This is a genomic window from Pseudomonadota bacterium, assembly GCA_027624715.1.
In the GTDB taxonomy this organism is placed as follows: Bacteria; Pseudomonadota; Gammaproteobacteria; order Burkholderiales; family Eutrophovitaceae; genus Eutrophovita.
In genome coordinates this window covers 242549-268028 of record JAQBTV010000002.1, presented here as the reverse complement: position 1 = coordinate 268028, position 25480 = coordinate 242549, and the positions used below count along the sequence as shown (strand labels likewise).

Genomic DNA, 25480 nt, shown 5'->3' with positions numbered 1-25480 from the left:
GTAGCCCCCGCCTCCACCATTCATCTATTGCGGTATTTTGAGTGCCCAAATATGCTATGTTGTAACATTAAAAGCTAAAGGTTAGAGATAACCAGAGATAAACTGCGCGGTTGAACCCCTCGACTTTTATATCCTCTGGTTAACGTTTTAAGCTAAACATACGTAGTAGTGAGACTATAAGTCTTTAATGGAGCAAACGATATGGCCAACATAGAATCAGTTCTTAGCCACGCAGAGGAACATTGCCTGGCTCATGGGATTCGCTTGACGCCAAAGCGAAAGCAAGTTTTATACGAACTCGTGAAAGCGCAGAAGGCTCTATCAGCATACGACGTTATCGATGAGATCAAACGTGAGTTCGATGAAGTATTACAGCCAATGTCTATATATCGTATTTTAGAATTTCTCACCGAAAATCAACTGATCCATAAATTGAGCACAGCAAATAAATTTATTGCCTGTTCTCACATCACCTGTAATCACACCCATGAGGTTCCACAGTTTTTAATCTGTGGGAGCTGTCATCGGGTCAGTGAAATCAACATTGATAAAGCTTTAATGTCTACCCTCAAGAAAAATATACAGCTCAAAGGATTCAAATTAGTGAGCCCACAGTTAGAGATGAGTTGCTTGTGTAATGACTGTGCGACAAGTGTTAGTTCAACATAGAGATCAAAAGAATTTAACTGTCTCGCCCGCTGGAAAATTGACTGATAAGTTTGTCGTGCAATCGTGAAACGGTTTGGGTGCATGTTTGGTCACAACAGGACACGCATGCAATTTGTGGATCTGCAAAAGACATTCTTATTGCGCTGAATATTAGAATCAATGATTACGCAAGTAAAAAACCCCTGGGTAAACGCCCAGGGGTTGCAGCTTCAGCTAGCCAATTAGGCTTGCTTGTTTTTGTTGACGTAACCGTAAAAACGATTATTTCTTTCAATGCCTTCTGCAAGATAAACATCCTTCATCTCTGCAAGTTTATCGTGGCCTAAGTTTTCAAGGACATCAGCAGTGATGTTGTAGTTGTATAGATTTGCAGAATTCAAACCAAAGATTTGACGCTTAATTGCACTATCGTCCCCCCCAAGTTTTATCTTCCAACCCTGTTTCTTCATCATGTCCTCTGGTATCTCAAGGCGTCTCATAGCCTCGATTTGCCACTGGGGTGATCCGTACCAAACCGAGTCAGTACCCCAAACAACACGATCCGACCCCATACCATTAAGCATGGTGCCCACAATCGCAGCTGCAAAGCGAGGGTTAGCCACTGCAGAAGTCGCAAACGTGGTACCCAATTCACCATATACATTGCGTAGACCATGCTCTTGAACAAGGTTCGCAAGGTCCGTGGTCCAATCAATCCGCCCGGTCTCATCAAACTTCGCAAGATCATGAGAGGGGTCTTCTAAGAAAATTCGAAGCGCCCCATGATAAATCACGAAGTTAATACCTGGCCAATCCGTAGCGGCTTTCAACACATCATCAACAGTTGCATGCTGCCAGACACCTGGCCATGATTCTTCATAATCTCTCGGTAACAACCCTTTATGAATACAAATGGTATTGATGCCGGCGTTAATAGCCTTCTCATAGAACGGATACATTAGCTTCTCGTCATCAAGCCTCCACGCCGTATTATTCTTTGTGGGTGATAACGGGTCACCAATCGTATAACCTTTCCATGAGTCGGGACGATACAACTCAATGGCCTCATCCACCTCATCCATCCAGCCCTCTTTTCCTGGAGTGATGACTGAGTGGGCAAGCATACGCTGGCTGCCGGAAATATCGTTAACTAAGGCTCGAGCATCAGCCATTTGATTATTGTACAAAAGGTGCCAGCTTTCATCGTCAAATGGCGCGCTGGTGAGTAAAGCAACTTTCGTATCACTATCCATATAAATTTCTTTAAGATAGTTTTCAAACTTATACCGGGCAAGCGTCATTGGCTTCGATGCCATTCCAGGATTCCAATGTTCCAACGCATAATTTCCCAGCCCCATCAGTCCCTCTTTATCAAAATCATCACGAAGGAAGTGAGTTTGATCATCGAAAATAAACTGACTGGAGAGTCGTTTCGAGCGCTCATACGAGAACTCTTTGTCTGCCGCCTCTACTTCAGTCACGTTAAATACAGGACCAAACACTTCATTCATGGCTAAGAATGCTGCAGCGAATCCAGATGATGACTTAAGAAACGTGCGTCGATCAACACCTTGATGCTTTGACAACTTATCGGTGTACTCTTTAAGAAGTCCTTCGACTTGCTTTTGCTGTGCAGACTGAGGTGGCGGATTGTATTCGCCGTTAGAAACAATTTGAGTCGGCACTGGAGACTCAAAAGCTGCCCGATCTGCAGGCAAACAATCTTCTAACTCTCGGTCAGTCAGCCAACCAGATGGTCTTTCTGTCATACCCATAATTTTCTCCCTAATAGTTATGTAATCCTAGAAACACGCTTGCTAGCGCATCCCCTCTCCTCGTTACAAACTAACGACTACTTTTTATTGCTTTTTATTATCATTAAAATTACTTTTTAGCGCATGCCTGAGTCAAATAATGCGACCAAGCAAGTTTAAATATCCGACTAAAACTGGGAAATGTAAAGAACAATCATAGGAACTTGGGAAAATTAAAGAGATTATTCCAATAGGTATATTTGGGATATCTTTATACGAACAACTTTTCTCTGTTTTTATCGTGCGCTGCAATAACCACGTTAATGCAACATACGTCTGATAACACCGTCTCGGAGAACCAACCAATGATAAAGCGCAGCAAGAATATGGATACCCACCAACACCATCAGCACCTGCGCTAAATCATGGTGGATCGATTGCAAAAAATCACGAATAACTGGATCATTGGGACCCATCGGAGGTATTTTAAATAGACCAAAATACGTGACGCCATATTTAGTAAATTGTGACGCAGAAAAACCTACGATAGGCATTGCAATGAGGCATAAATAAAGCAGGCCATGTGACAACTTGGACATAAAAACCTGCCATCTAGGCACTGATGACGGCAGCGCGGGTGGTGGATTCTTGTGTCGCCACCATAATCGAACCAACATCAGTATTCCTGCTGTTAACCCGATAGATTTATGCAAATTAAAAAAGAAAGCTCGATCTGGATGGCCCTTGGGAATATCATGCATATACATACCTAGAGCAACTAAAGTCAACACGATTAGAGCAACCACCCAATGAAGCAGTATTGAGAACTTGTTATAACGCTCTTGTCGAAAAATCATATTGGCCGTCTCCCCGGTCTTATCGTTACAAAAAAATTAATACGGGCTAGCGTTAAAACTATACTCTGATCACATCAAAGTGCTAACCACCCATCAATAAAAAAGGCCGCCCAAAGGCGGCCTTTTTTTGTATTACTTCTCAAATCAAATTAACGATTTGCGATATACATTGTTACTTCAAAACCAAAACGCATTTCTGTGTACTCAGGCTTGCTCCACATATTCATCTCCTTGTTTGTTATTAATCGAGTGTTTCTGGCTAGGGTTGATTATCCATATCTCAACCAGCAAAGCAATTCAGACTTTTCTTAAATAAGCCTAATGAAAATCATTAGAATATAACCAAAAAATATAAATATACATTTATAAACATTAAGTTATATATCAAGCAAACCGGACTTCATTGCGACAATAGCCAACTCTGCACTGTTGGATGCGCTGAGTTTCTGCTTGATGTTGTAGAGATGCGTACCGACAGTTCGAGGACTCAAAGACATGATCTCAGCAATATGCTGCACCGATTGACCTTTGGCAAGCGCAATAAATACTTTGAATTCCTTCTCGCTCAAACTATCAACGGGATCCTTATCACCCGTAACCTGCTGCACGGCAAGCTCTTGAGCAATTTGCGGCTCAAGGTAGGTCTTACCACGAAAAACTGTTTTCACTGCATCTATCAGCACGTCCGCAGCGCTGCGCTTAGTAAGGTACCCAATCGCGCCGGCTTTGAGTACTCGCCTCGCATGCATCACGTCTTCATGCCCAGAGAGCACCAAAATTTTTTGATGAGCCTCCTTCGCCAACACCCGGTCAATAGCTTCTAATCCACCGATCCCAGGCATCGAAATATCCATAACCAAAACATCAGGCTTATGCACTTGAAAGGTACGAACAGCCTCCTCCCCACTATCAGCCTCTGCAACGACCGATATACCCTGAGATCCCTCAAGCAAAAGCTTAAAACCCATTCGCACGACCGCATGATCGTCAACGAGCATTACCCGTATCACTTCAGCCGCCATGCATCCCTCGAAAGTTGATTACATACCTTAATCACTGTCCACCTTGACCATCATGTACGCCGTAATGAGCGTTCCTGCGCTTGAGTCTGACTCAATCTGTATATCACCATTAAACGCTTGGACTCGCTCCCTCATCCCAAGTAGACCAAAACGCCTTGATTCTGATATATCGACATCAAGACCTTTCCCGTCATCTTGGACCTTAATCACGATCCGAGCAAGATTTGACTCAACCAGAAGATTAGAAACGGTAACCGATATCCTATTCGCACCCGCGTGTTTGGCGGCGTTCGTGAGGCACTCTTGTATCACTCGATAAACTGTAATATTGACGTACTCATCCCAGCGATTGAGGCTAATGTCAAAATCTAACTTCAGCTCCAGGTCAGGGTCGGCCCTACGATACCGCTCACATAGCTCTAAAATTGCATCCTCGAGACCCAAATGATCAAGCGCGCTCGGTCTTAATTCACGAATGATCGAATGGACCATGTCGTAAATACGAGAGGTCACCTCGACAATTGTGAGTGCATTCTGACGCGTAATTGACTTCTCATCAGAATCGCGATTCGCGATCGCCATGCCGATTGTTTTGATTGCGGTTAGATTCTGACCCATTTCATCGTGAAGCTCTCTGGCTATAGATTTACGCTCCTCCTCCAACTTCTCTTGGATAATATGCGTCAACCGTTTATTTTGCTGTAACTCCATCTCAGCAAAAATCCGACTTTTATAATCCGTCATATCACGCAGCACGCTGATTTGCCCCATCAATTGTTTCGTCTCAGGGTCCACAAGTGGCGCGACTGAAACCTCCACATCCACAACCTCACCATTTTTCTTAAGCCTTTGACTTTCATATTGCTCTATCTTTCGAGACGTTGACACACGTTCTTGCATCGACATATGTTGCGCAATGATCTCATGAGGCACAATCGTATCGATAGGTCGCCCTAAAATTTCATAAGAACTGAAACCAAATAACCGTTCCGCAGAGGGATTCCAAAATGACACCTTCCAATCTAAATCAACAATCACAATTGCATCACTCGATTGTTGTGCCACCAACGCAAGTCTTGCGTTCTGAGCTAGCGCGTCATGTAAGGTTGTTGCCATACGATTAAACGTATGCCCAATAACATTAAATTCGGGTAACCGATATTCGGGAAGCCTTGTCGACAAATCCCCTTTTTCCAAAAGCGACATGCCAGACAGGATCCCCTTTAACGGGAGCATCGCTCGACCCAACAGACCAAAAATAACCAAATTCAAAATGACAAAAAATATCAGCAATATCAAACCAAAATGCTTGAGATCATCCCAAGCGTCCAAGACCGACCTTGAGGAGTCTGGCGTAATAACAATTAAACCAAAGGGTAAATTAAGTCGGAAGCTTCGATCTCTGGGAGCCATTAAATGTGAAAACCACGCGGGCGCCCAACGACCTTGTTTGTACTCAGATGGAGGGGATTCGTAAACGAGCGCTCCTACTTGATCATAGAGCTTGATCTCATTTGCACGTACTCGACCGGCTTTTTTCAAAAATCTAGCAAGCCCTTCAACCGGATCAGTTCCTTTCATTAATGGGAAGGAACTCAGTGCAACAGACTCTAACAAATGAACCGTAACCCTTGTCCCAGCTTCTATCTCCTCATTGATTGATTGACGCCTATCGTCAATCAGAATAAAAGCCGTAACCACGAGGAAAATAACAGCGATAAAAGAAATCGCCACATTGACTCGAAACCTAATACCCATAATTCATGTGAAGTTGTTTTTTAAGCAACTCCATTTCATTTAATAGCGCCTCAGCGATTTTTGATTGCCAAGCCCCATGGCCACCGGTACCAACAATGTTCAACTTTGAGTCAGGCAGTGCCTCATGCAACCGATGAGCAGTGATTGGTGGACAAATCATATCTATTCCACCTTGCACAATGATGGTCCGATTATTTATGGATCGAGCCTTTTCCAGTAGCTCATCCTTTTCAAAAAAACAACCATGTTTGAGATAATGGAGTTGCACACGAGATCGGGCTAATTCAGCATCAGTTCGCGTACGCATTGACTCTTGTTTTTGATCCCCTACGTCACTGCCAATCAACATAGTCTGTGTTTCATATTCGTCCCAACGACGAGATGCTTCGCTTGCGAGTGCTTGATCCATCGAATTAACCCTAGCATGGTAATGGTCGACTAAATCACCATCAATATCCCAGGTTAATTCTTTATGCGCTTCAGGAATAAAACGCTTCAACTCATCGATGTACCAAAGTACCTCCTCGCGCGACCCGAGAAAAATTCCACGCAAAACTAGGGCTTCTACCACTTCTCCATACTTAGCAGCATAAGCCAGCGCTAGAGCACTCCCCCATGAGCCCCCGAAAATCACCGCCTTTTTTGTGAGGCCCAAAGTGTGTCTAATCAATTTAATATCCTCAACCAGATGCGCTGTCGTATTGTTTTCTGTTAATCCAAGAGGCTTTGACTGGCCACAACCGCGCTGATCAAACAAGACGATATCAAAGAATGCGGGATCAAAATATCGCCGATGATTGGCGTTAGTACTGCTCCCGGGCCCTCCATGCAGAAAAATAACAGGTATCCCCTCTGCCTGCCCGCTACGCTCCACATAAATCTGATGCCCATCTTTGGTATCGATTAACTTATTGAAGTACGGTTTTATTTCTGGATAAATAGGCACGTTTTTTATAGGTTTACAGAGATTAAATTTACTTCACCTCAATTGGAATAGTCACAACTGTAGTAGTCAACCGCTCAACCGGTGGCGCCGGAAACTCCCCTTTGTCGACCAACCGTTTAATTAATTTCAAATAGTAGTTATCAAGCCACTTAAATTGACTCTCTTCTGTAACTTTCCAGTCAATGATTTCCCCTTGATCATCAAAGCTGATACTAATCTTAAATTTTGCTCCTTTATGTTTCTCATCTACTTTTGAACGACCCAGCCTTTGATCTGCTTGAAGTAATTGCTGCAATGAAGCGTGCACTTGTCTACGATACCCCTCAACAGCTTCAAGTTCCAATTGCCTGTCAACCTTAGGCGCCACTGGCACCACAGGCTCAACCGCAGTCAGAGGCGCCACTGGCACTACAGGCTCAACCGCAGTCAGAGGCTCAACCGGAGCCACAGGCCGCGGAGGCGCGGCTAGATTGTTCGTCTGCCTACGCCTAATTGGATTATCTAGTTCTGGTCGTTGAAGAATTACCGACGATGTCCGCTTAGGAGCCTGCAGCACAGGTATATTATCGGGAACGCTCTCTTGCGGCACATTAGGAACAGGTGGAACGACCGCAGTCGACACCCGTTCTGATTGTCTTTGAGGCTGAATACTTCGTTTAGCGGGCTTAGGCGCCACTGGCACCGACGGAATAACCGGTTCGATCACCTTTTCTGGCTCTGGTTTAACCGTTTTGAAGAGCTCAGGTTCGGAAGTCGAGTCGATCTGAACAGTTAGAAAATCCCTCTGATCGTCAAACCTAACTTCAAATCCCGGCAACGTAAGAACGACGAGCACGTGCAGCAGTACCGATGCAAGGAGCCCCCAAAGCATTCCACTGTTGTGGCCATTTATACTCTCAACTGACATTAGTGTGCCAAACGCCTCGAATACTTCCCGCTGTAATCCCAAACCGTCAATTGATACGGCTTCAAACTAATGATAATCATGAGAACGATTTGCTGAATTTTCTACAGAGTATAACTGGCAAGACCTTCACAATCCTGTTGTCATGGAACTAAAGTAACTAAAAAGCTTGCATTGTGAGTAATGAAACTGTAGCGACATGGCGGCCAGGAAGCAACTCAAAAGTTGGTAACTGGTCCGTTTTAAAATTTTTTTGGAGGTATTTAACATGTGGACAAAGCCTGAGTATACCGAAATGCGTTTCGGTTTCGAAGTCACCATGTACATCGCAAACAGATAATTTCTGTTTCGAATGTATGTGAAGGAAAGCCCCTGTTTCAGGGGCTTTCCTTATTTAGTAGAGTAAACAAAGAATAGAGAGTAATACGTATGAGAGTAAGAGTTCTTGGTTCGGCAGCTGGCGGTGGATTCCCCCAATGGAACTGCAATTGCCCCAATTGTGATGGCGTCCGAAAAGGAACTATCAAGGCGAAACGTCGCACCCAATCCTCTATTGCAGTCAGTAGTAATGATGTTGATTGGCTTTTATTCAACGCCTCTCCAGATATTCTTACTCAATTTCAGCAGTTCCCTGAGTCACAACCGGCTCGATCAATCCGTGACACCGCGTTCAGATCCATCGTACTTTTAGATGCACAAATAGATCATACCACCGGCCTGTTCATGCTCCGGGAATCTAAAACGCCGCTCAACATTTACTGCACAGACATGGTGTACGAAGATCTCACTACTGGAAATCCAATCTTCAAAATCCTAGAGCATTACTGCGGCGTTAATTGGCATCAAATTTCAACAGAAGAAGGAAATTCCTTCGAACCAGAAGGTATATCCAACATCAAAGTCAGAGCCATTCCACTGTCGAGCAAAGCCCCTCCCTACTCGCCACACCGGCACGACCCTCATGAAGGCGATAATCTTGGTATTTTGCTAGAAGACATGACGACCGGGAAAAAAACCTTTTACGCTCCAGGGCTCGGACAGATTGAATCCCACATAAAACCATTTATGGAAGCTGCTGATTGCCTTATGGTTGATGGCACCTGCTGGACAAATGACGAGATGAAATCACTCGGCATCGCAAATAAAATGTCACTTGATATGGGACATCTTCCGCAGTCTGGCCCTGGTGGCATGATCGAAGTGTTGAAACCACTGCCAGCCAATAAGAAAGTCCTTATTCACATCAACAACACGAATCCTATTTTAAAAGAGGACTCGGAACAACGCCAACTACTCACAAAAGAGAATATTGACGTTGCTTATGACGGAATGGATTTCGTCGTCTAACTAATATCAAGATCTAAGAAAGGTTTTCTGTGCGCACGAAAGACAACACTCCTTGGTCAATCAAAGAATTCGAACAAAAGCTAAGAGCTAAGGATAAGAGTTATCACATACACCATCCTTTTCACATCGCGATGAATAATGGCGGCTGCACAAAGGAACAAGTGCAAGGCTGGGTTTTGAATCGCTTTTACTATCAGATCATGATACCGATCAAAGACGGTGCAATCTTATCCAACATGCCGGATAAAGAACACCGGAAACTATGGATTCAAAGGATTTTAGACCACGACGGCATTGGAGATGATGAAGGCGGCATTGAGGCTTGGATCTCATTGGGAGAAGCTGTAGGTCTAAAACGAGAAGATATAGTTTCCCTAGAATACGTGACACCTGGAGTGAAGTTTGCCGTTGATGCATACGTTAACTTTGCCAAAAGATCACCTTGGCAAAAATCTGTTTGCTCATCTTTAACTGAATTATTCGCTCCAACGATTCATAAAAAACGTTTAGACTCTTGGCCAGAACACTACCCCTGGATAGAACTTGAAGGTTATCAATATTTCAGAAAACGTCTTTCTGAGGCAAGACGCGACGTCGAGCATGGCCTTAGAGTAACCCTGGAATATTTCAAAACCCTAGAGGAACAAAAAGAAGCGCTTAATATTCTACAGTTCAAGATCGATGTTCTATGGACAATACTTGATGCCATACACGTCACATACGGCATCGGACCAGATAAAATAGGTGCGATAGAAAGAATGCAAAAATGAGTGAGAATCCACTGGTGCGAGATAAACGTCTCTCACTGCAAAAACAATTTAGGTTTCAGTGGGAAGCGACCCAAGAGTCCTTCGTTTTGCTATATCCGGAGGGACTCATTAAGCTACCTGGTAGCTCAGGAGAGATCATGAAGTTAATCGATGGGTCAAAGAGCGTTGACATGATTATTACTCACCTAGAGGAGCAGTTTCCAGGGATTGACCTCAAAAATGACGTTTTAGACTTTTTGGAGCATGCATATGAGAAAAATTGGATCCGTACAAACTAACCAACCCAAAGGGCCACTTTGGGTCAACGCTGAGATCACTTATAAGTGCCCGCTCCACTGCGTCTTTTGTTACAACCCCTTAGATTATGCGTCCACATTCAAATCTGAGCTTTCTACCGAGGATTGGCTAAAAGTATTTAAACAATCTCGTGATCTCGGCGCTGTTCAGCTGGGTATCTCTGGTGGTGAACCACTCATGCGAGACGACGTAGAAATCATGGTCGCAGAAGCCAGCCAGATGGGTTACTACGTTAACCTACTGACTTCAGGTATCGGATTGAACGAAAAACGTATTGCCGCTTTCAAAGAAGGCGGCTTGGGTCAAATTCAATTATCTTTCCAGGACTCCACCAAAGAACTCAACGACTTCTTATCCAGCACTAAAACTTTTGAATTAAAGTCGAAGGTTGCGAAACTAATTAAAGAGTACGACTATCCAATGGTACTTAACGTCGTGCTTCATCGGTTAAACATAGATCACATCGACCAAATTCTTGAAATGGCCGAAGCTATGGGCGCGGATCACGTAGAGCTTGCGAATAGTCAATATTATGCTTGGGCCTTAAAAAATAGAGCGTATCTCATGCCAAGCGCGGAACAACTGAGAAAAGCGGAAGAAATAACAAACCGTTTCCGCGAAAAAATGGGCAATAAAATGAAGTTGTATTTTATCGTTCCAGATTACTATTCCAACAGACCAAAGGCGTGTATGAATGGTTGGGGATCCGTATTCCTCAACCTTGCACCAGATGGTCTTGCACTTCCTTGTCATGAAGCAAGAATGTTGCCTGGCTTAACATTTCCTAATGTTCGAGAGCACGATATGGCATGGATTTGGAATGAGTCTCCAGCCTTCAATGCGTACCGAGGTGAATCTTGGATGCAAGAACCCTGTCGCAGTTGTGACGAGCGAACAAAAGACTTTGGAGGATGTCGTTGCCAAGCATTCCAATTAACCGGAGATGCGACCAACGCCGATCCAGTCTGTGATAAATCGCCCTACCACAATATAATCACAGAGCAGGTGGAACTCGCGCAAAAGCCGCAAACACCCGCAGCAGACGTCAAGCCCATCATTTTCTTCAGAGACGATAAAAACTCTAAAGCGCTGATCGCCCAAGAGAGCTAATTCATTGTTTTGCCTACTGAGCTCGTAACAGTCAATCAATACACTTGAACTTCACAGAATGATCCTGGCAAATAACCTCACAAAAGTCTACGGCAATCAACTTGCCGTAGATCAATTAAGTCTCAATATTCCGCAAGGACAATTCTTTGGACTTTTAGGCCCTAATGGTTCAGGGAAAACAACATCAATACACATGCTCTCGACGCTTATTCAGCCAACGAGTGGATCAATAACGATCAACGGTGTAAACGTTAAAGCGTATCCACGACAAGTTCGACGAGATATAGGTCTTGTTTTCCAAGAATCAGCTCTAGATCGAATGCTCTCCATCGAGGAAAATTTATATTTCTGTGCGGGACTGCATGGCATCAATAAGAATTCAATCAAAATACGAATGAATTTGTTACTGGAGCTATTTGAACTTCAATCAAAAAAGAGAGTTCCAGTCGGAAGCTTATCCGGTGGCATGCGCCGAGCAGTTGACATTATTCGGGGCGTACTACATTCTCCCAAGGTGTTGTTTTTGGATGAGCCAACCGTAGGATTAGACCTACCTAGTCGACGAAAAATATGGCGATTCATCAGACAACTTATCGATGATCATAAACTCACCGTAGTATTGACTACACACTACTTAGAAGAAGCAGCACCTTGTGATAACGTAGCCTTCATTAGACTGGGGAAGTTGGTCTCGAAAGGCTCTCCTGAAGAGCTCATTGAACAGCTTGGCAAGATAATCGTCGAAGTCAACGGGCCAAATACCGAAGACTATATTGAGACACTTAATCTAAGCACTGAGGACTACATGCTTGATGGAGGAACCCTACTCATTCGAGTACATAAACATCAGCACAATCAAGTCGAGCAGATACAAGCCACGTTACGCGAAAGCGCAGATATAATCAGCGTTCGAAAATCCAACTTAAATGACGTATTCATTTGGTTATCGAGCAAAGGTCAAGGAACAAGTTAATGCTCATAGCCTTGAAATCAGTACTGGATAGAGAACTCAAAAAAACCTTTCGACAAAAATCACGGCTACTCTCTGCAATGGTCAGGCCTCTCATTTGGTTATTTGTCATTGGCGGCGGCGTTGGTTCAATTATGTCCGAAAGCGGCCCACAAAAATACCAAGATACGATCATTCCAGGGATACTCGGTATGACACTTTTGTTTGGTTCAATGATGTCAGCATTAACGACCGTGTACGATAAAGAATCGGGCGTCATGCGTATGTTTATTATTTCACCCATGCCAAGTTACGCAGTCATTTTAAGTAAACTGGCCTCATCCACACTAGTAGGACTTGTTCACATCATAATGTTATGTGTTCTACTTTTCACTCTACGACAAATTAATATTGACCAATTGAATTGGCCATTGTTTTTCTTCAGCATCACGTTAACAGCCATCGCATGTTCGGCACTTGGTCTGATTACAGCCGTTGTATCAAAGTCCCTAGACAATTTTGCCGCAATCATGAATTTCGTGATCTTTCCCGTTTTTTTTCTCAGTGGCGCACTCTATCCCGTTCAAAATCTACCGACTGTACTGCGCTGGGTCGCCGTAGCTAACCCATTTACCTACGGTGTTGATCTAATCAAACATTCGATTGACATCGACTACGTAAGTGCAGATTTTCCGCTCTACGTCGATACATTGATGCTCAGCACCTTTTCGATCCTCGCTATAGCATTTGCCAGTTGGAAATTTTCGCAAGAAACAACGCTATCAACCCTCATCAATAAATTAACAGGCGGGAAAAGGTAGAAAACACTAGTAGCTCAGTACTAAGTCGACCTTAATGATGGTGTCCACCAGCGCCATGAACATGTCCATGTGATACTTCCTCCGCGCTAGCAGCACGAATACTTTCTATATTACATCTAAACATCAACCCCAAACCAGCCAAAGGATGGTTACCATCTACGACCACCTTTCCATCCGCAGTATCTGTCACGCGAAATACTTTTTTAGCTTGCCCCTCATCTTGATAGCCCTCAAATTCCATACCAATTTCTACGGAACCTGGAAATTTATCGACCGGCTCCAAGTGCACTAAACTCTCGTCATAATCGCCAAAAGCTTCTGCTGGATCAAGCTTTACCTCAACAGTATCTCCAACCGATTTTCCATCTAATGATTTTTCAACCACTTCAAAAATGCCTTGATATCCTCCATGGAGATACCAAATGGGCTTTGAAGTTTTCTCAATTAATTTTCCATCCAAATCAAATAGCTCGTATGCCAAAGAAACTACTGTATCTTTTTCAATATTCATAAAAAATCCTAAAATAAATATGCATCAGGTAATAGCATACAAAAAAAATCTCCTTGACACATAATCAAAGAATACATATAACGATTTGCCTAAAAAATCTCTACTAACTTATTAAATATGAAATATAAAAATCTGCTTGGTGGCCTCTCCCCAAATCAATTTCTCAAGCGGCATTGGCAGAAGACCCCCCTTCTAATCCCCAATTCGTTTCCTTCTGGTGACTGGCTATTAAGCTTAGATGACTTACTAGACCTCTCTCAAAATACGCTGTGCTCAACTCGCTTAGTTGTCCGAAATAATTTTGGCTACCACGTCAGGTATGGCCCAATTAGCAAGAAAATACTTCGTGATCTTCCCAGAAAAAATTGGACCTTATTAGTGCAAGGAGTGAATCACGTACTAGTCGAAGCGAATAAGCTTCTCGATCTGTTCTCGTTTATGCCTTATGCGAGGCTTGACGACGTTATGGTGAGCTATGCGACCCCTGGGGGAGGCGTCGGACCACATTTCGATTCATATGACGTGTTCTTACTGCAGGGTGGCGGTTCAAGACGCTGGCAAGTCGCCGAGCCAGGCTCACTGGAACTACTGCCTCATGATGATCTAAAAATACTAAAATCGTTCAGGCCTGAAGGTGAGTGCATAGTCAAAACCGGAGATATGCTCTACGTCCCACCAAACTTCAGTCACAACGGGGTAGCAGTAGAACCCTGCTTCACATATTCCATAGGATTTCGTGCTCCAAGTTTTGATCATATCAAAAGTGAGTTTCTCCACTACTTAGATACTCAACTTGAGTTATCAGGCCTCTTTCAAGATAGACATCGCAAAGCAACAAAGCTTCCAGGATTAATACCTACTGATCTTTTAACTACGATCCAGGGAGTTATATCAAAAATCACGTGGACGCAAAAAGACACCTTAAAGTTTACCGGCGAATTCCTGACCCAACTCAATATTGATAATAGCGCCGCCCCAAATAAACCACATTCAAAGACGAAGTTTCTATCTAACTTGAGAAACTACTCCTATCAAATTCATCCAGCAGTCAAATTCCTGTATCGAGGCAATCTAGGATTCATCGCTGGAGATACATTTGAAATACCTCAATCAGATCAATCTATATTTAAGCTGCTTGCAAATGAGAGAATAATTAAAGGAGAAAACGTTCAAGCGAATACTTTTTTCTCTGAGAAGTTGTATCAATGGATGCTCGAGGGATATATTGAGAGACTGAAAATAAAGTAGTCCGTGAATTCGTTACGTTGAACCTACAATTCGCCAATCCACACCCAGATCCTGTGTTGCAATATCTATGCGGCCTTCACTCCAACCTAAAGCGTCCGCAATCAACTTTCGAACTAGGTTAGGATCATTATTTTCCTTCGACAAATGAGCAGCTACTACATACTGCAGTTGTGGCCCCTTGATTCTGCCGAGCAATTCCACAGCAATAGAATTACTGATGTGGCCGTACCGCCCCGATATTCTTTCTTTCAGCGTTAATGGGTACTGAGAACGCTTTAGCATCTCTGCGTCATGATTGAACTCAATAAATAACGCAGAGCAACCTGTCAACTGCCGCTCCATATGAGGCGTTATCGAACCACAGTCGGTGAGTATCCCCAGCTTCTTATTCCCACAGGTGATCGTAAACTGACTTGGCTCACGAGCATCATGAGGGACAGGATATGGCTCAATCAAAAGATTTTTAATTTTAAAAGAGGCATATCCCTTAATTGGTTCAACAGAATTTAAATTGCTTAATTTAGAACTGGCTAAAAACGTGCCCGGCGTGCAGTGAACCGGCAGCGAATACTTCTTCGCAAAACCAGCTACACCACCGACATGATCGTCATGCTCATGAGTCACAAGCACAGCATCAATCTGCGCAGCATCAACATCAAGCCGTCCTAAACGTCTCTCCGTCTCAAGAATAGAAAATCCGCAATCGACTAATACTTGCGCCTCACCAGAAGAAACTAAGAGTCCGTTACCTCGGCTACCACTCCCAAGCGATGCAAACTTAAAAGACACGCAAGTATTCCTATCCCAGCCTTTCTTGCAAAACCAGCAAAATACGTTTTTCTGTTTCGTTATGCACCGCCTGACCGTTCTCGTCCTGAATCGTGACCGCGCTGTTCTCATCGTCACCACTTACCTTAATTTGATACACCATAGGCTCAACAATTTTCTTGTCTTTCCAAAACTTAAGCCGCTCAAAGCCTTTTTTCACTACTTGCCCATCTGGATCCTGATACCTAATAAAATATAAGCCTCTAGCCTCATCACGTTTTTCTAAAGACGCGCCCAGCGTCAATAGAACGATACCAATTCGGCCCCACACTCTTTGAACAGGGCCAGAAACCAGGAGGGCATATCCACCGCTTTCGTTATCTATAGAAACTAGAGTAGCTATGGGCTTTGCCTCATTTGAGATTCCGCTAGCCACGACTGTCTGCTCTGGAAGACCAAGATACAGCATTAACTCATACAGCATCTTAGCCTCGGCATTGGGGTCTCTGGGAGTCTCCTCCCATCCACTAAAAACCGTCTGGCTATTCACCATCGTGAGCTTTTTCATTCCTTGATGGCTAACGTAGATCTCTGCCTCGCCTTCACTAATCCGCTCAATTCGAGTCCAAAACTTATCCCTCTCCGGAGGAGAATAGGCACTAGAGAAGATGTTTTTTAAGAACGCCTGCAATCCGGTTAAGACTGTCTTAGAGTTTTCCTGAGCCCAATCTGTTTCAATAATACCTGTGACCGGCGACTGATCTGAGATCAAAAATCCTTTCATCATCCAAAATTCCATAATGACGGGCCATATTTCCTCCACCGGTCGGTCGACGATTAACCATCGATACGTACCCTCTCTGCCAATACGAATATCGGGCACAGTCGGCAAAAGTGTCGTTGTCGCAACCACACCATCTAAACCTTTCTTCTGAGCGTATTTCGAGAATGTTGTCTCTTCATCACCAGGGATAGCATAGCGGTCAGTCTGTGTAATCGAACCAAGTTCCGGCGGAATGGCTAGTGATTGCGTTCGAGAACCTACCCCTGCAGACTTATAGTCTACATTCCTCTTTTCGGAAATAGTATCGCAAGCAACAAGTAAAATGCCGATAAGAAAATATAATAGTAACTTCTGTAAGTAATGGAAATTCATAATGTGACTTTTCGCCATTTTTTAAAAAAATTGATATAGTTTATGCTTTAAAGCTCAATGCCCGCATGACTCAATGACTCGAGCACTGTTTGGTGAAACTTGTCATCCAAATTCGTTAGAGGAAGTCTAATACCATCACGGATTTTACCCATCCTTTGGAGCGCCCATTTGACCGGGATCGGATTTGCTTCCACAAATAAATTAGTATTTAAAAGCGACAATTGATCATTTACGGATCGGGCTTTCTGATAATCTCCTGCTAAAATCGCATCACAGACCAACTGGATCTCCTTAGGAACCACATTAGCAGTGACTGAAATCACCCCTTGAGAACCAAGCATCATCAGAGCCATGAACGTCGCGTCGTCTCCACTATAAACAACAAAATCCTTAGGAGTCCTGTTAATCAAATCTAGGCCTCTAGCCATGTCTGCGGTGGCATCTTTGATTCCTATAACATTATCCACTTCGGCAAGCCTGCACACCGTATCGTTTTGAAGATCCGCGATTGTTCTTGACGGCACGTTGTATAAGATTAGAGGTATATCAACCGATTCAGCAATTTTACGGAAATGCCTATATAAGCCCTCTTGAGTAGGTTTGTTGTAGTAAGGAACGACCGATAAACTCATATCGGCTCCAACCTTTTGAGCGTGGACTGATAGCTCAATAGCCTCAGCCGTCGAATTAGCACCTGTGCCAGCGACCACGGGAACCCGACCAGCTACGTGCTTCACTGCATACTCGATTAATGCTGTATGCTCATCGATGGCCACTGTTGGCGACTCTCCCGTCGTGCCAACCACTACGATCCCACGGGTTCCGCAATCGATATGCCAATCAATCAAACGCCCAAAAGACACGTAGTCCAGGCTGCCGTCCTCATACATTGGGGTCACAATAGCAACAAGGCTTCCGACCAACATCGCCACCTCCAAATTGAAAGAAAATTAGTACCTAAGTTAGGTGGACAATTCTACCTGAATCAATCGTCAGGCAGACGTTTTTCAGCAAATTCATAATCGCGAGAAACCGCACAAATTCTTTGGATATAAGCAGGCTTAGGTAGACTAACCGGACCTGCCTCATACATAACTACCTGCAGCTTTTCTCGAACCACATCAATCAACTCATTGGCTCGCAACAAAAATTCTGAATTGCTAGGTCGACCAAAACGTTCATTCCCAACCATGAAAGTCTCGTAAATCAAGACTCCCAAATCAGATAGCCCATTGACAATATGAGGCATGATTGGTCGATGTAAATAATTTGTCACGATAATTCCATCAAACTTATCCTCTAGAAACGGCCAAACCCCGATTTCCAAATCAAATTCGATCACATGGATACCACTAAACGTTGCGCATTGCGCCAACGATTCGGCATCTTTATCCACGGCCGTAACAGAATGTCCTCTATCGGCTAGGTAACGGGCGTGCCGACCTGACCCACACGCCAAATCTAACACTTTTGATCCAGGCCTTAGCAACTTTGAACACTTAGTGACCCATAAAGAAGGATCCGAGCTGATATGCATCTCAGTTTTCATTCAGAGTATTGAGAAATTTAATAGTAATACGCTAAAAAGTAATTATTTTGGGGTATTATAATCTCCGAGAGCCATCGTGAGCCCACAACTTAAGTTAAGCAGAAAAATATTATGTAAGTTTAGCTGATTTAATACTTGAAGTACTTCATTATTCGCCTAATAAAATGCAAGTTAACTACTTTTCAAAGTCTCTTATTCAAATCACCATTATCGCCATCGCAACTTCGTTGGTATGGGGATGTAGTGCTGTATCTGTTTTAGCTCCGATTAGTGGCCAAAAAGGCAATGGAACGGTTCGGTTTTATGACAGCGGGGGTTTTCTAAAAGTTCAAGTCTACTTATCAAACTTAGTGCCGCATAGCGTGCACAATCTTCGCATCTATGAAGTTGGAGATTGTCGAGATCCCTTAGCAGGAAGCACTGGAAAACTGTTTAAGCCTAGTAACTATAACTTAGGACTAATAGACACTAACAAACCACACTTTGGAGATCTGGGTGATGTCGTTGCTGACGAGAATGGCACAGCTGAATCTCACTTCACTCTTTTGGGAGCAAAGTTAACGGGCCCGCGAAATGACAGCATCCTAGGAAGATCATTACTTTTGACATTCAAGGTGGAGGGCAGCAGCTCTAACCGAGTCATTGCATGTGGCTTGATTAGTAAAAATTCAACACTCTAGACCTAGAAATGGTTCCAGTTTTGAACCCCGGTGACCCCTTCCCCCCGACTAACACCGCACTACAAGACCCAGATGGGCTTCTTGCAATTGGAGGAGACTTATCTCCCCAAACTTTAATCCGCGCCTATCGCTCGGGGATATTTCCGTGGTTCACCAGTGACCAGCCCATACTCTGGTGGTCACCAAACCCGAGACTCATACTGCGTCCTAAACTCTTAAAAAAATCTCGATCTTTACAAAAAACGTTACGAAAAAAAAAATTTGAGGTAACGATCAATCAATCGTTTGAAGAGGTAATGAAAAACTGCGGCCCGAAACGACGCGACGATCCAAACAGCTGGATAACTGAAGAAATGTTGTTTGCTTACACTAAGCTATTCGATCTTGGTATCGCAAAATCAGTAGAAACGTGGTTGAATGGGAAACTCGTTGGAGGACTCTATGGTGTGTCTATCGGTCGCGTATTTTTTGGGGAGTCTATGTTTTCTTTTGTATCTGATGCCTCCAAAGTTGCCTTAACAACCTTTGCGGACACGTTAATCGCCGCAAACGTCGAAATGATTGACTGCCAAGTCCACTCGAGTCACCTAGAATCACTAGGAGCCGAAACCGTAGGGCGAGAACAGTTTGAGGCGTTGCTATCCGAACTCATACAGCCAACTGATACGAGCATTGCTCTATCGCCTCATATTTAGGACAATTAACCATGAGTAACTTTCGAGATCTCCCCATCAATCAATTACAGTTTTATACAACTGCACCCTATGCATGCAGCTATCTTTCTGATCAGCTTGCAAGGTCTCAAGTCGCAACACCGAGCCACAAGATAGACGCAACTATCTACTCGGATCTAGTAGGTATTGGCTTTAGACGAAGTGGGGCCTTTACCTATCGTCCAATTTGCGACTCATGCTCCGCCTGCATCCCTGTCAGAATTGACGCTGAAAGGTTTGCACCATCGAGATCTCAAAAAAGAGCGGTCAGTCAGCATACCCATCTCACAACCAAAATGACAGGCCTAAGAAACTCTACTGAACATTATGACCTTTATCTGAAATATCAAAGTGCTCGACATAATGGCGGGGGCATGGATCAAGACAGTAAGGAACAGTACCGACACTTCTTACTCCAAAGCAATGTAGATACGAAACTGATTGAGTTTCGCGATGCTAATAAAGTAGTTGCTGTCAGTATTATTGATCAACTTGAAGATGGGCTATCCGCTGTCTATACATTCTTCGATATAGAGAACAAATCAGCCAGTTATGGCACCTACAGTATTTGTTGGCAACTAGACCTGTGTAAATCGCTAGGCCTGAGATACCTATACATCGGGTATTGGATCGAGGATAGTAAAAAGATGTCCTATAAAAAACGATTTCGCCCTCTTGAGGCATTGGTTCAAGATCGCTGGATACCACTCGAATCCTTATAACGCTCTGAAAATAAATGTCCTCGATCTTTTATGAAATCGCTAAAAAAGCTCTCTTTCAATTAGACCCTGAAAATGCACACAAACTTGCTCTTTTGAGCCTGAAAACCGCAGATAGTTTGGGTTTATCTCCTAATAAAAAAAACTTCATAACGGACCCGACACGCGTGATGGGCTTAAATTTTAGAAATAAAATTGGCCTTGCGGCAGGTTTAGATAAAAACGGAGATTTTATAAACTGCTTACAAAATCTAGGATTTGGGTTTATTGAACTAGGCACCGTCACACCAAAGCCACAAGCAGGCAATCAAAAACCACGACTTTTTAGAGTTCCAGAATCTAAGGCTTTGGTAAACCGACTAGGCTTCAACAACAAAGGTGTTGATCACCTCATCAGCAAAGTGAAAAGCTCAAAAAGAAATGCAGTGATAGGAATAAATATTGGGAAAAATAAAGACACACCAATAGAGGATGCTCATCATGATTATGAGCATTGCTTGCGGAAGGTCTACCCACTAGCTGACTACATAGCAATCAACATCTCTTCGCCAAATACCAGAAATCTACGAAACCTTCAACAAAGCGACAATTTGCACAGGCTGCTCAGCCATATCAGTATGACCCGCTCGATACTTCAAAACATCCATGGCGCATTTAAACCTATCGCCGTGAAAATTGGCCCAGATCTCGATGATTATCAATTAGAAAGTATTGTTGACGTAGTAAAGACCTATGAACTAGACGGCATCATAGCAACAAATACAACGGTTCAAAGACCGGATATGCAATTGGCAAACTTATTCGAAACTGGAGGTTTAAGTGGTGGTTTATTAACTCAGATATCGACACGCATTATCGAAAAGATAGCAAACTTAACACAAGGCTCCATTCCCATAATAGGGATCGGTGGCATTGTTACACCTCAAGATGCTTTGGACAAAATCAATGCGGGAGCCTCACTTGTCCAAATATACTCTGGTTTAATTTACAGCGGACCTAAACTCATTAAGGACTGCGCACAAGTCATCTCTTGTGCAGAACGTCACAGCGCATAATATACAAGCCCTCCAACTAAGCTTATGTTTTCTATAAAACTCGTAGACGATATCGACCAAATCTTACCGCAAACACAATGCCAAAGTTGTGGATATAAAGACTGCCGCACCTACGCGGAGGCAATTTCTGGGTCGAAGGAAAATATTAATCGCTGCGCTCCAGGTGGAGAACACGTCATCCAACAACTTGCCCAAATAACGAAATATGCAGTAGTTGCCCTTGACGCCAGCATTCAACCAACTGATTTACAGTCGACCGCAGTAATTGACGAACAATGCTGCATTGGATGTACGCTATGTATCGACGCATGCCCAATAGACTCCATTGTGGGCGCAACCAAACGAATTCACTCAATTCTGCACTCGCTATGTTCTGGTTGTGGGCTTTGCTTACCCCCATGCCCAACTAACTGTATCGAGATCATGCCACTTAATAAAGCGATTGAAAAAAGCAAACCATCAAGTCTCAAACTTTTGAACTTGAGCCAGGCTGAGCGCTCAAAGTTATGGCGAGAAAGATACGAAACCAAACAACTGAGAAAAGAAAAGACGTCTAAAGAACATAATCAAAAATTGAGGGACAAATCAGGCAATTCAAGGGCGAATGAAAATAAGGCAAAACGAATTACAACGGCTATGGAAATAGCCCATAAACGACTGATTAAAATCCTCCATACTTGAACGCCCCGGAGTCAAGAGTCAATCGCATATGAATAAAAAAAAACGAGAGGAGATTTTCACTCGATTAGCTGAACAAAACCCACATCCCACTACGGAGTTGATATACAAAACTAACTTTGAACTCTTGATTGCTGTAATGTTGTCGGCGCAAGCAACAGACACGAGTGTCAACAAAGTCACAAAACGACTTTTCAAAATAGCAAATAATCCAGAATTAATATCTAACCTTGGGGTTTTGAGGATTACTGAAGAAATTAAAAGTATCGGACTATACCGAACTAAAGCAAAAAACATCTTCGTGACGTGTCAACTATTAATCCAAAAACATAATAGTCAAGTACCAAGAGATCGAGACGCACTCGAATCCCTCCCAGGAGTAGGCCGTAAAACCGCTAACGTAGTACTAAATACCGCATTTGGAGAGCCTACGATTGCCGTGGACACACATATTTTCAGAGTTTCTAACAGAACAGAAATTGCGAAGGGGAAAAACGTTAACGAAGTGGAACAAAGGTTAATGAAAAATACCCCTAAGGAATTTTTAAGAAATGCTCATCACTGGATATTGTTACATGGTCGATACGTCTGTAAAGCAAGGGCGCCCGATTGCAGCCATTGCATCTTAGTCGACTTATGCGAATTTAAGTACAAATCAAACCGATAAAAAAAGCCCCACCACTTGGGTCTTTTTTTGCAACGCCTTAGCTCTGGACCGCTACCTTGGTACCGATAGCGTGCTACTTTGACCTTCAAAATACTTACCAAGGGCCTTCATTTCAGCTGTAGATAAACCACCTGAGAAAGCCGACATAATAGCGTTGTTACGCGCACCACTTTGATAATCCATTAAGGCCTTCACCAAATAATCGGCCTTTTGGCCACCCAGCTTTGGCGCGCCCATCAACATAGCGTTGCCATCCTGACCATGACAACTCACACATACCTCACCAACGATTTTTATCACCTCTCTGGGAGACTCGTCCTCAGCATGAGCGGACCAACCCATACACATCGCTATAACAACACATGTCTTTCCAAATCGGTTGAACATTTTTTTCAACTCCCTTTTTCTTGAACCTAGATTAGACCTATCTCCATCAAATTTAAAAGCTCTATACTCACTCGGCAGCAGAATAATAAGCCGCCAGATCATTGATATCTTGGTCAGTCAAGTTGGATGTAATTGCGTGCATCGTCCCGTTGGTACGATCACCATCTCGATAAGCCTTCAACGCTACCACGATGTAATCGTAGTTCTGGCCGCCAATTTTAGGAACCGAATAAACTTTTGGGTAGGCTACTCTAAAATCTGCAATGCCGTGACAACCTTGACATTGAGCATTTATTTGCGCGCCTGCCTCTGGATCGCCAGCAGCGAACGCGGACGGCGTTGCAAGCAATATCATGAGCAATGACGTCCTCAAAAAATTAATAATATTTTGCACGCTTTTACCCCCTATAAAATTCCCAGCAAAACTTTATCGGATACCCCTCTGGGAGTCAATGGCTGCTTCGCAATGGGTCATAACTTATGTAATCTCGATTTTCATAGGACCTCAGCTTTTAGATTGGATTCTGTAATATCATAATCACTTATATAAGACTATGTATCCGAACCAAAAATTGAGACAAACTACCTCGTACCTGAAGATTAATACAAGGATACGAAAAAACGATAAAAACGCTTAATGGGTATTATTGTCTAAACGAATTTCAATAAGCTGTCATCAAACACTAAGTAATTATGGGTAATCGACTGACAAAAATTTATACAAAAACTGGGGATTCCGGATCCACTGGCCTAGGTGATGGCACACGGACACTGAAATGTAGTGATCGTATCGAGGCGATCGGTACGGTCGATGAATTAAACTGTGTCATCGGATTGCTGCTCTGTGAGCCTCTTTCTAAAGAACTTTCTGACTTTTTTATAAACATCCAACATGAACTGTTTAACCTTGGAAGCGAGCTCAGCGTTCCTGGATATAGCGTTATATCAGAAGAGGACGTCATAACAATTGAAAATAAACTCGACGCAATTAACAAAAACCTCCATCCATTAAAGGAATTTATATTACCAGGGGGTTCGCGAGCTGCTGCTTTATGTCACCAAGCGAGAGCAGTTTGTCGTCGTGCGGAACGGTGCGTCATTCGACTAGAACAACACGAGACTATCTCAGAGCTTTCAAAAAAATATCTTAATCGCCTTTCCGACTACTTATTTGTCGCATGCCGAGCAATCAACAAGTCGCTAAACGTGGAAGATGTTTACTGGTCAAGCCGCAGAACACAAGAAGACTAAACAACCTTTCGACGGAACATTTTCCGATCTATTCTGTGCTCAGTTGTATACATAGTGTTTCCAGTCCATCTAGAAAACGTGGGCCTGGACGCATCAGAAGATCACCGCTCCCCTCAAGAATAGGTATATATGCTTGGAGAGAGCGCCCCCGATTTGGATCCAATTCTGACCTCTCAGAAATCAGATTGCCAGTCAAGTCCAAAATGTAATCAGCCCCCGACAAAAGCACAGTCTCCATCGAAACAGCACTTGCCAGAAAAGGGTATCTCTCTCCTACGTTTGTAGCTCCGCATAGCTGAAGACCTTCATTAATGAGGTGTGCACGCCCTATCGTAAAAATGGGCTTATCCCAAACTTGGACGAAGATCTTCTTTTGATGGTAGTTAGATGAATGAAGAGAAAATTTTAAGATTCTCGCAAGGATGACATCCGCATTAGCAACAGCAGTCAACTCTGAACCAAACATATCGCCAACTTCAACAATTTGCTTATGTATATCAACGAGTCTATTCGAACGCAGGATACGGATAGGAATACCAAGACTTTGTAACTTTACAATATCTGCGGACTTGTTTCCTTCCTCCCAACCCAGCACCATCGTAGGTTGTAGCATGACCAGTTTCTCGAAATCTATCCCATTGACCCCACCAACAACTGGGATCTTTGTTGCAGCTACAGGGTAATCAGTTCCAGAGATCACTCCGATTAGATGCTCACCTGCTCCAGCAGCAAACACCACCTCTGCAAGATGTGGAGCTAGAGTTACGACGCGATGTCTCTTATCTAGCCCGTCATTAGCCGATGGTGCCCAAGTATGACTAGACAGCCCAAGTAAAATGACCAACATCCCAAAGACTAACCAGATATGGTACGGCTGATCCTTAATCATATTTAATATTGTTATTGATATAAGGA

Annotated in this window: 31 protein-coding genes; 16 read left to right on the top strand and 15 right to left on the bottom strand. The window is 43.4% G+C overall.

The features are described 5' to 3' along the window. Window positions 1-201 precede the first annotated feature (201 nt). Window positions 202-669: a transcriptional repressor gene (locus O3A65_02815; protein MDA1331396.1), complete on the top strand. Its 468-nt coding sequence runs from the start codon at window positions 202-204 to the stop codon at window positions 667-669. A gap of 221 nt (window positions 670-890) precedes the next feature. On the opposite strand, the gene O3A65_02810 is transcribed toward O3A65_02815, so the two are convergent. From O3A65_02810 to O3A65_02780, 7 genes are all read right to left on the bottom strand, one after another. Beyond that, the gene (locus O3A65_02810) at window positions 891-2423 is read right to left on the bottom strand and encodes an amidohydrolase family protein (protein ID MDA1331395.1); all 1533 of its coding nucleotides are present in this window, start codon (window positions 2421-2423) and stop codon (window positions 891-893) included. 299 nt (window positions 2424-2722) lie between these two features. Further along, window positions 2723-3259 (bottom strand): cytochrome b, encoded by a 537-nt coding sequence (locus O3A65_02805; protein ID MDA1331394.1) that lies wholly within the window; start codon window positions 3257-3259, stop codon window positions 2723-2725. Window positions 3260-3408: 149 nt separating this feature from the next. Continuing rightward, window positions 3409-3480, bottom strand: coding sequence for a pyrroloquinoline quinone precursor peptide PqqA (gene pqqA, locus O3A65_02800; protein ID MDA1331393.1), 72 nt, complete (start codon window positions 3478-3480; stop codon window positions 3409-3411). A 156-nt stretch (window positions 3481-3636) separates the two neighbouring features. Continuing rightward, window positions 3637-4281, bottom strand: coding sequence for a response regulator transcription factor (locus O3A65_02795; GenBank protein ID MDA1331392.1), 645 nt, complete (start codon window positions 4279-4281; stop codon window positions 3637-3639). 27 nt (window positions 4282-4308) lie between these two features. Beyond that, a complete protein-coding gene (locus tag O3A65_02790) occupies window positions 4309-6015 on the bottom strand; it encodes a PAS domain S-box protein (protein MDA1331391.1) in 1707 nt (568 codons plus the stop codon). A gap of 13 nt (window positions 6016-6028) precedes the next feature. Further along, window positions 6029-6985 (bottom strand): alpha/beta fold hydrolase, encoded by a 957-nt coding sequence (locus O3A65_02785; GenBank protein ID MDA1331390.1) that lies wholly within the window; start codon window positions 6983-6985, stop codon window positions 6029-6031. Between the two features lie 28 nt (window positions 6986-7013). Further along, on the bottom strand, window positions 7014-7892 hold the full coding sequence (locus O3A65_02780) for a hypothetical protein (protein ID MDA1331389.1): 879 nt from the start codon (window positions 7890-7892) through the stop codon (window positions 7014-7016). 265 nt (window positions 7893-8157) lie between these two features. Here O3A65_02780 and pqqA (O3A65_02775) point away from each other — a divergent pair, with 265 nt between their 5' ends. The 7 genes from pqqA (O3A65_02775) (at window position 8158) to O3A65_02745 (ending at window position 13183) form a co-directional block, all read left to right on the top strand. After that, entirely contained in the window at window positions 8158-8229 is a 72-nt protein-coding gene (gene pqqA / locus O3A65_02775) for a pyrroloquinoline quinone precursor peptide PqqA (GenBank protein MDA1331388.1), read from the top strand. 89 nt (window positions 8230-8318) lie between these two features. After that, window positions 8319-9236 (top strand): pyrroloquinoline quinone biosynthesis protein PqqB, encoded by a 918-nt coding sequence (gene pqqB, locus O3A65_02770; GenBank protein MDA1331387.1) that lies wholly within the window; start codon window positions 8319-8321, stop codon window positions 9234-9236. Between the two features lie 29 nt (window positions 9237-9265). After that, window positions 9266-10006: a pyrroloquinoline-quinone synthase PqqC gene (gene pqqC / locus O3A65_02765; protein ID MDA1331386.1), complete on the top strand. Its 741-nt coding sequence runs from the start codon at window positions 9266-9268 to the stop codon at window positions 10004-10006. Further along, entirely contained in the window at window positions 10003-10284 is a 282-nt protein-coding gene (pqqD, locus tag O3A65_02760; protein ID MDA1331385.1) for a pyrroloquinoline quinone biosynthesis peptide chaperone PqqD, read from the top strand. Before pqqC ends, pqqD begins: the two co-directional genes overlap by 4 nt. Next, window positions 10256-11413, top strand: a complete 1158-nt coding sequence (pqqE, locus tag O3A65_02755) for a pyrroloquinoline quinone biosynthesis protein PqqE (GenBank protein MDA1331384.1) — start codon at window positions 10256-10258, stop codon at window positions 11411-11413. The genes pqqD and pqqE overlap by 29 nt, the downstream gene beginning before the upstream one ends. A gap of 58 nt (window positions 11414-11471) precedes the next feature. After that, a complete protein-coding gene (locus tag O3A65_02750) occupies window positions 11472-12386 on the top strand; it encodes an ABC transporter ATP-binding protein (protein MDA1331383.1) in 915 nt (304 codons plus the stop codon). Then, window positions 12386-13183: an ABC transporter permease gene (locus O3A65_02745; protein MDA1331382.1), complete on the top strand. Its 798-nt coding sequence runs from the start codon at window positions 12386-12388 to the stop codon at window positions 13181-13183. Before O3A65_02750 ends, O3A65_02745 begins: the two co-directional genes overlap by 1 nt. Before the next feature lie 31 nt (window positions 13184-13214). On the opposite strand, the gene O3A65_02740 is transcribed toward O3A65_02745, so the two are convergent. After that, complete coding sequence (locus O3A65_02740) at window positions 13215-13694, bottom strand: peptidylprolyl isomerase (protein ID MDA1331381.1); 480 nt, start codon at window positions 13692-13694, stop codon at window positions 13215-13217. A gap of 117 nt (window positions 13695-13811) precedes the next feature. Between O3A65_02740 and O3A65_02735 the strand changes: the two genes are divergently transcribed. Then, window positions 13812-14942 carry a cupin domain-containing protein gene (locus O3A65_02735; protein ID MDA1331380.1) on the top strand — a complete coding sequence of 377 codons (1131 nt, stop codon included), beginning with the start codon at window positions 13812-13814 and terminating at the stop codon, window positions 14940-14942. Window positions 14943-14954: 12 nt separating this feature from the next. Here the strand turns inward: O3A65_02735 and O3A65_02730 are convergent, their stop codons facing one another. Genes O3A65_02730 through O3A65_02715 form a run of 4 tightly spaced genes read right to left on the bottom strand, consistent with a single transcriptional unit; the run spans window position 14955 to window position 18403 of the window. Then, complete coding sequence (locus tag O3A65_02730) at window positions 14955-15731, bottom strand: MBL fold metallo-hydrolase (GenBank protein MDA1331379.1); 777 nt, start codon at window positions 15729-15731, stop codon at window positions 14955-14957. A 10-nt stretch (window positions 15732-15741) separates the two neighbouring features. Beyond that, window positions 15742-16866 carry an outer membrane protein assembly factor BamC gene (bamC, locus tag O3A65_02725; protein MDA1331378.1) on the bottom strand — a complete coding sequence of 375 codons (1125 nt, stop codon included), beginning with the start codon at window positions 16864-16866 and terminating at the stop codon, window positions 15742-15744. Between the two features lie 47 nt (window positions 16867-16913). Beyond that, the gene (gene dapA, locus O3A65_02720; GenBank protein ID MDA1331377.1) at window positions 16914-17792 is read right to left on the bottom strand and encodes a 4-hydroxy-tetrahydrodipicolinate synthase; all 879 of its coding nucleotides are present in this window, start codon (window positions 17790-17792) and stop codon (window positions 16914-16916) included. 59 nt (window positions 17793-17851) lie between these two features. After that, complete coding sequence (locus O3A65_02715) at window positions 17852-18403, bottom strand: class I SAM-dependent methyltransferase (protein ID MDA1331376.1); 552 nt, start codon at window positions 18401-18403, stop codon at window positions 17852-17854. A gap of 176 nt (window positions 18404-18579) precedes the next feature. On the opposite strand from O3A65_02715, the gene O3A65_02710 reads away from it, so the two are divergent. The 6 genes from O3A65_02710 to nth are packed head-to-tail and all read left to right on the top strand — an operon-like array spanning window position 18580 to window position 22927. Next, on the top strand, window positions 18580-19095 hold the full coding sequence (locus tag O3A65_02710; GenBank protein ID MDA1331375.1) for a superoxide dismutase family protein: 516 nt from the start codon (window positions 18580-18582) through the stop codon (window positions 19093-19095). An 8-nt stretch (window positions 19096-19103) separates the two neighbouring features. Continuing rightward, a complete protein-coding gene (gene aat, locus O3A65_02705) occupies window positions 19104-19790 on the top strand; it encodes a leucyl/phenylalanyl-tRNA--protein transferase (protein MDA1331374.1) in 687 nt (228 codons plus the stop codon). An 11-nt stretch (window positions 19791-19801) separates the two neighbouring features. Beyond that, on the top strand, window positions 19802-20530 hold the full coding sequence (locus tag O3A65_02700) for an arginyltransferase (protein ID MDA1331373.1): 729 nt from the start codon (window positions 19802-19804) through the stop codon (window positions 20528-20530). Window positions 20531-20544: 14 nt separating this feature from the next. Further along, on the top strand, window positions 20545-21582 hold the full coding sequence (locus O3A65_02695; GenBank protein ID MDA1331372.1) for a quinone-dependent dihydroorotate dehydrogenase: 1038 nt from the start codon (window positions 20545-20547) through the stop codon (window positions 21580-21582). A gap of 24 nt (window positions 21583-21606) precedes the next feature. Continuing rightward, the gene (locus O3A65_02690; protein ID MDA1331371.1) at window positions 21607-22263 is read left to right on the top strand and encodes an RnfABCDGE type electron transport complex subunit B; all 657 of its coding nucleotides are present in this window, start codon (window positions 21607-21609) and stop codon (window positions 22261-22263) included. A 28-nt stretch (window positions 22264-22291) separates the two neighbouring features. Then, window positions 22292-22927 (top strand): endonuclease III, encoded by a 636-nt coding sequence (gene nth / locus O3A65_02685; protein ID MDA1331370.1) that lies wholly within the window; start codon window positions 22292-22294, stop codon window positions 22925-22927. A 51-nt stretch (window positions 22928-22978) separates the two neighbouring features. Here nth and O3A65_02680 read toward each other — a convergent pair whose 3' ends face one another. Next, window positions 22979-23314, bottom strand: coding sequence for a c-type cytochrome (locus tag O3A65_02680; GenBank protein MDA1331369.1), 336 nt, complete (start codon window positions 23312-23314; stop codon window positions 22979-22981). A gap of 67 nt (window positions 23315-23381) precedes the next feature. Next, window positions 23382-23669 (bottom strand): cytochrome c, encoded by a 288-nt coding sequence (locus tag O3A65_02675; GenBank protein ID MDA1331368.1) that lies wholly within the window; start codon window positions 23667-23669, stop codon window positions 23382-23384. A gap of 338 nt (window positions 23670-24007) precedes the next feature. On the opposite strand from O3A65_02675, the gene O3A65_02670 reads away from it, so the two are divergent. Further along, window positions 24008-24565, top strand: a complete 558-nt coding sequence (locus O3A65_02670) for a cob(I)yrinic acid a,c-diamide adenosyltransferase (GenBank protein MDA1331367.1) — start codon at window positions 24008-24010, stop codon at window positions 24563-24565. Window positions 24566-24593: 28 nt separating this feature from the next. Here the strand turns inward: O3A65_02670 and O3A65_02665 are convergent, their stop codons facing one another. After that, a complete protein-coding gene (locus O3A65_02665) occupies window positions 24594-25454 on the bottom strand; it encodes a helical backbone metal receptor (GenBank protein ID MDA1331366.1) in 861 nt (286 codons plus the stop codon). Between the last annotated feature and the right edge of the window lie 26 nt (window positions 25455-25480).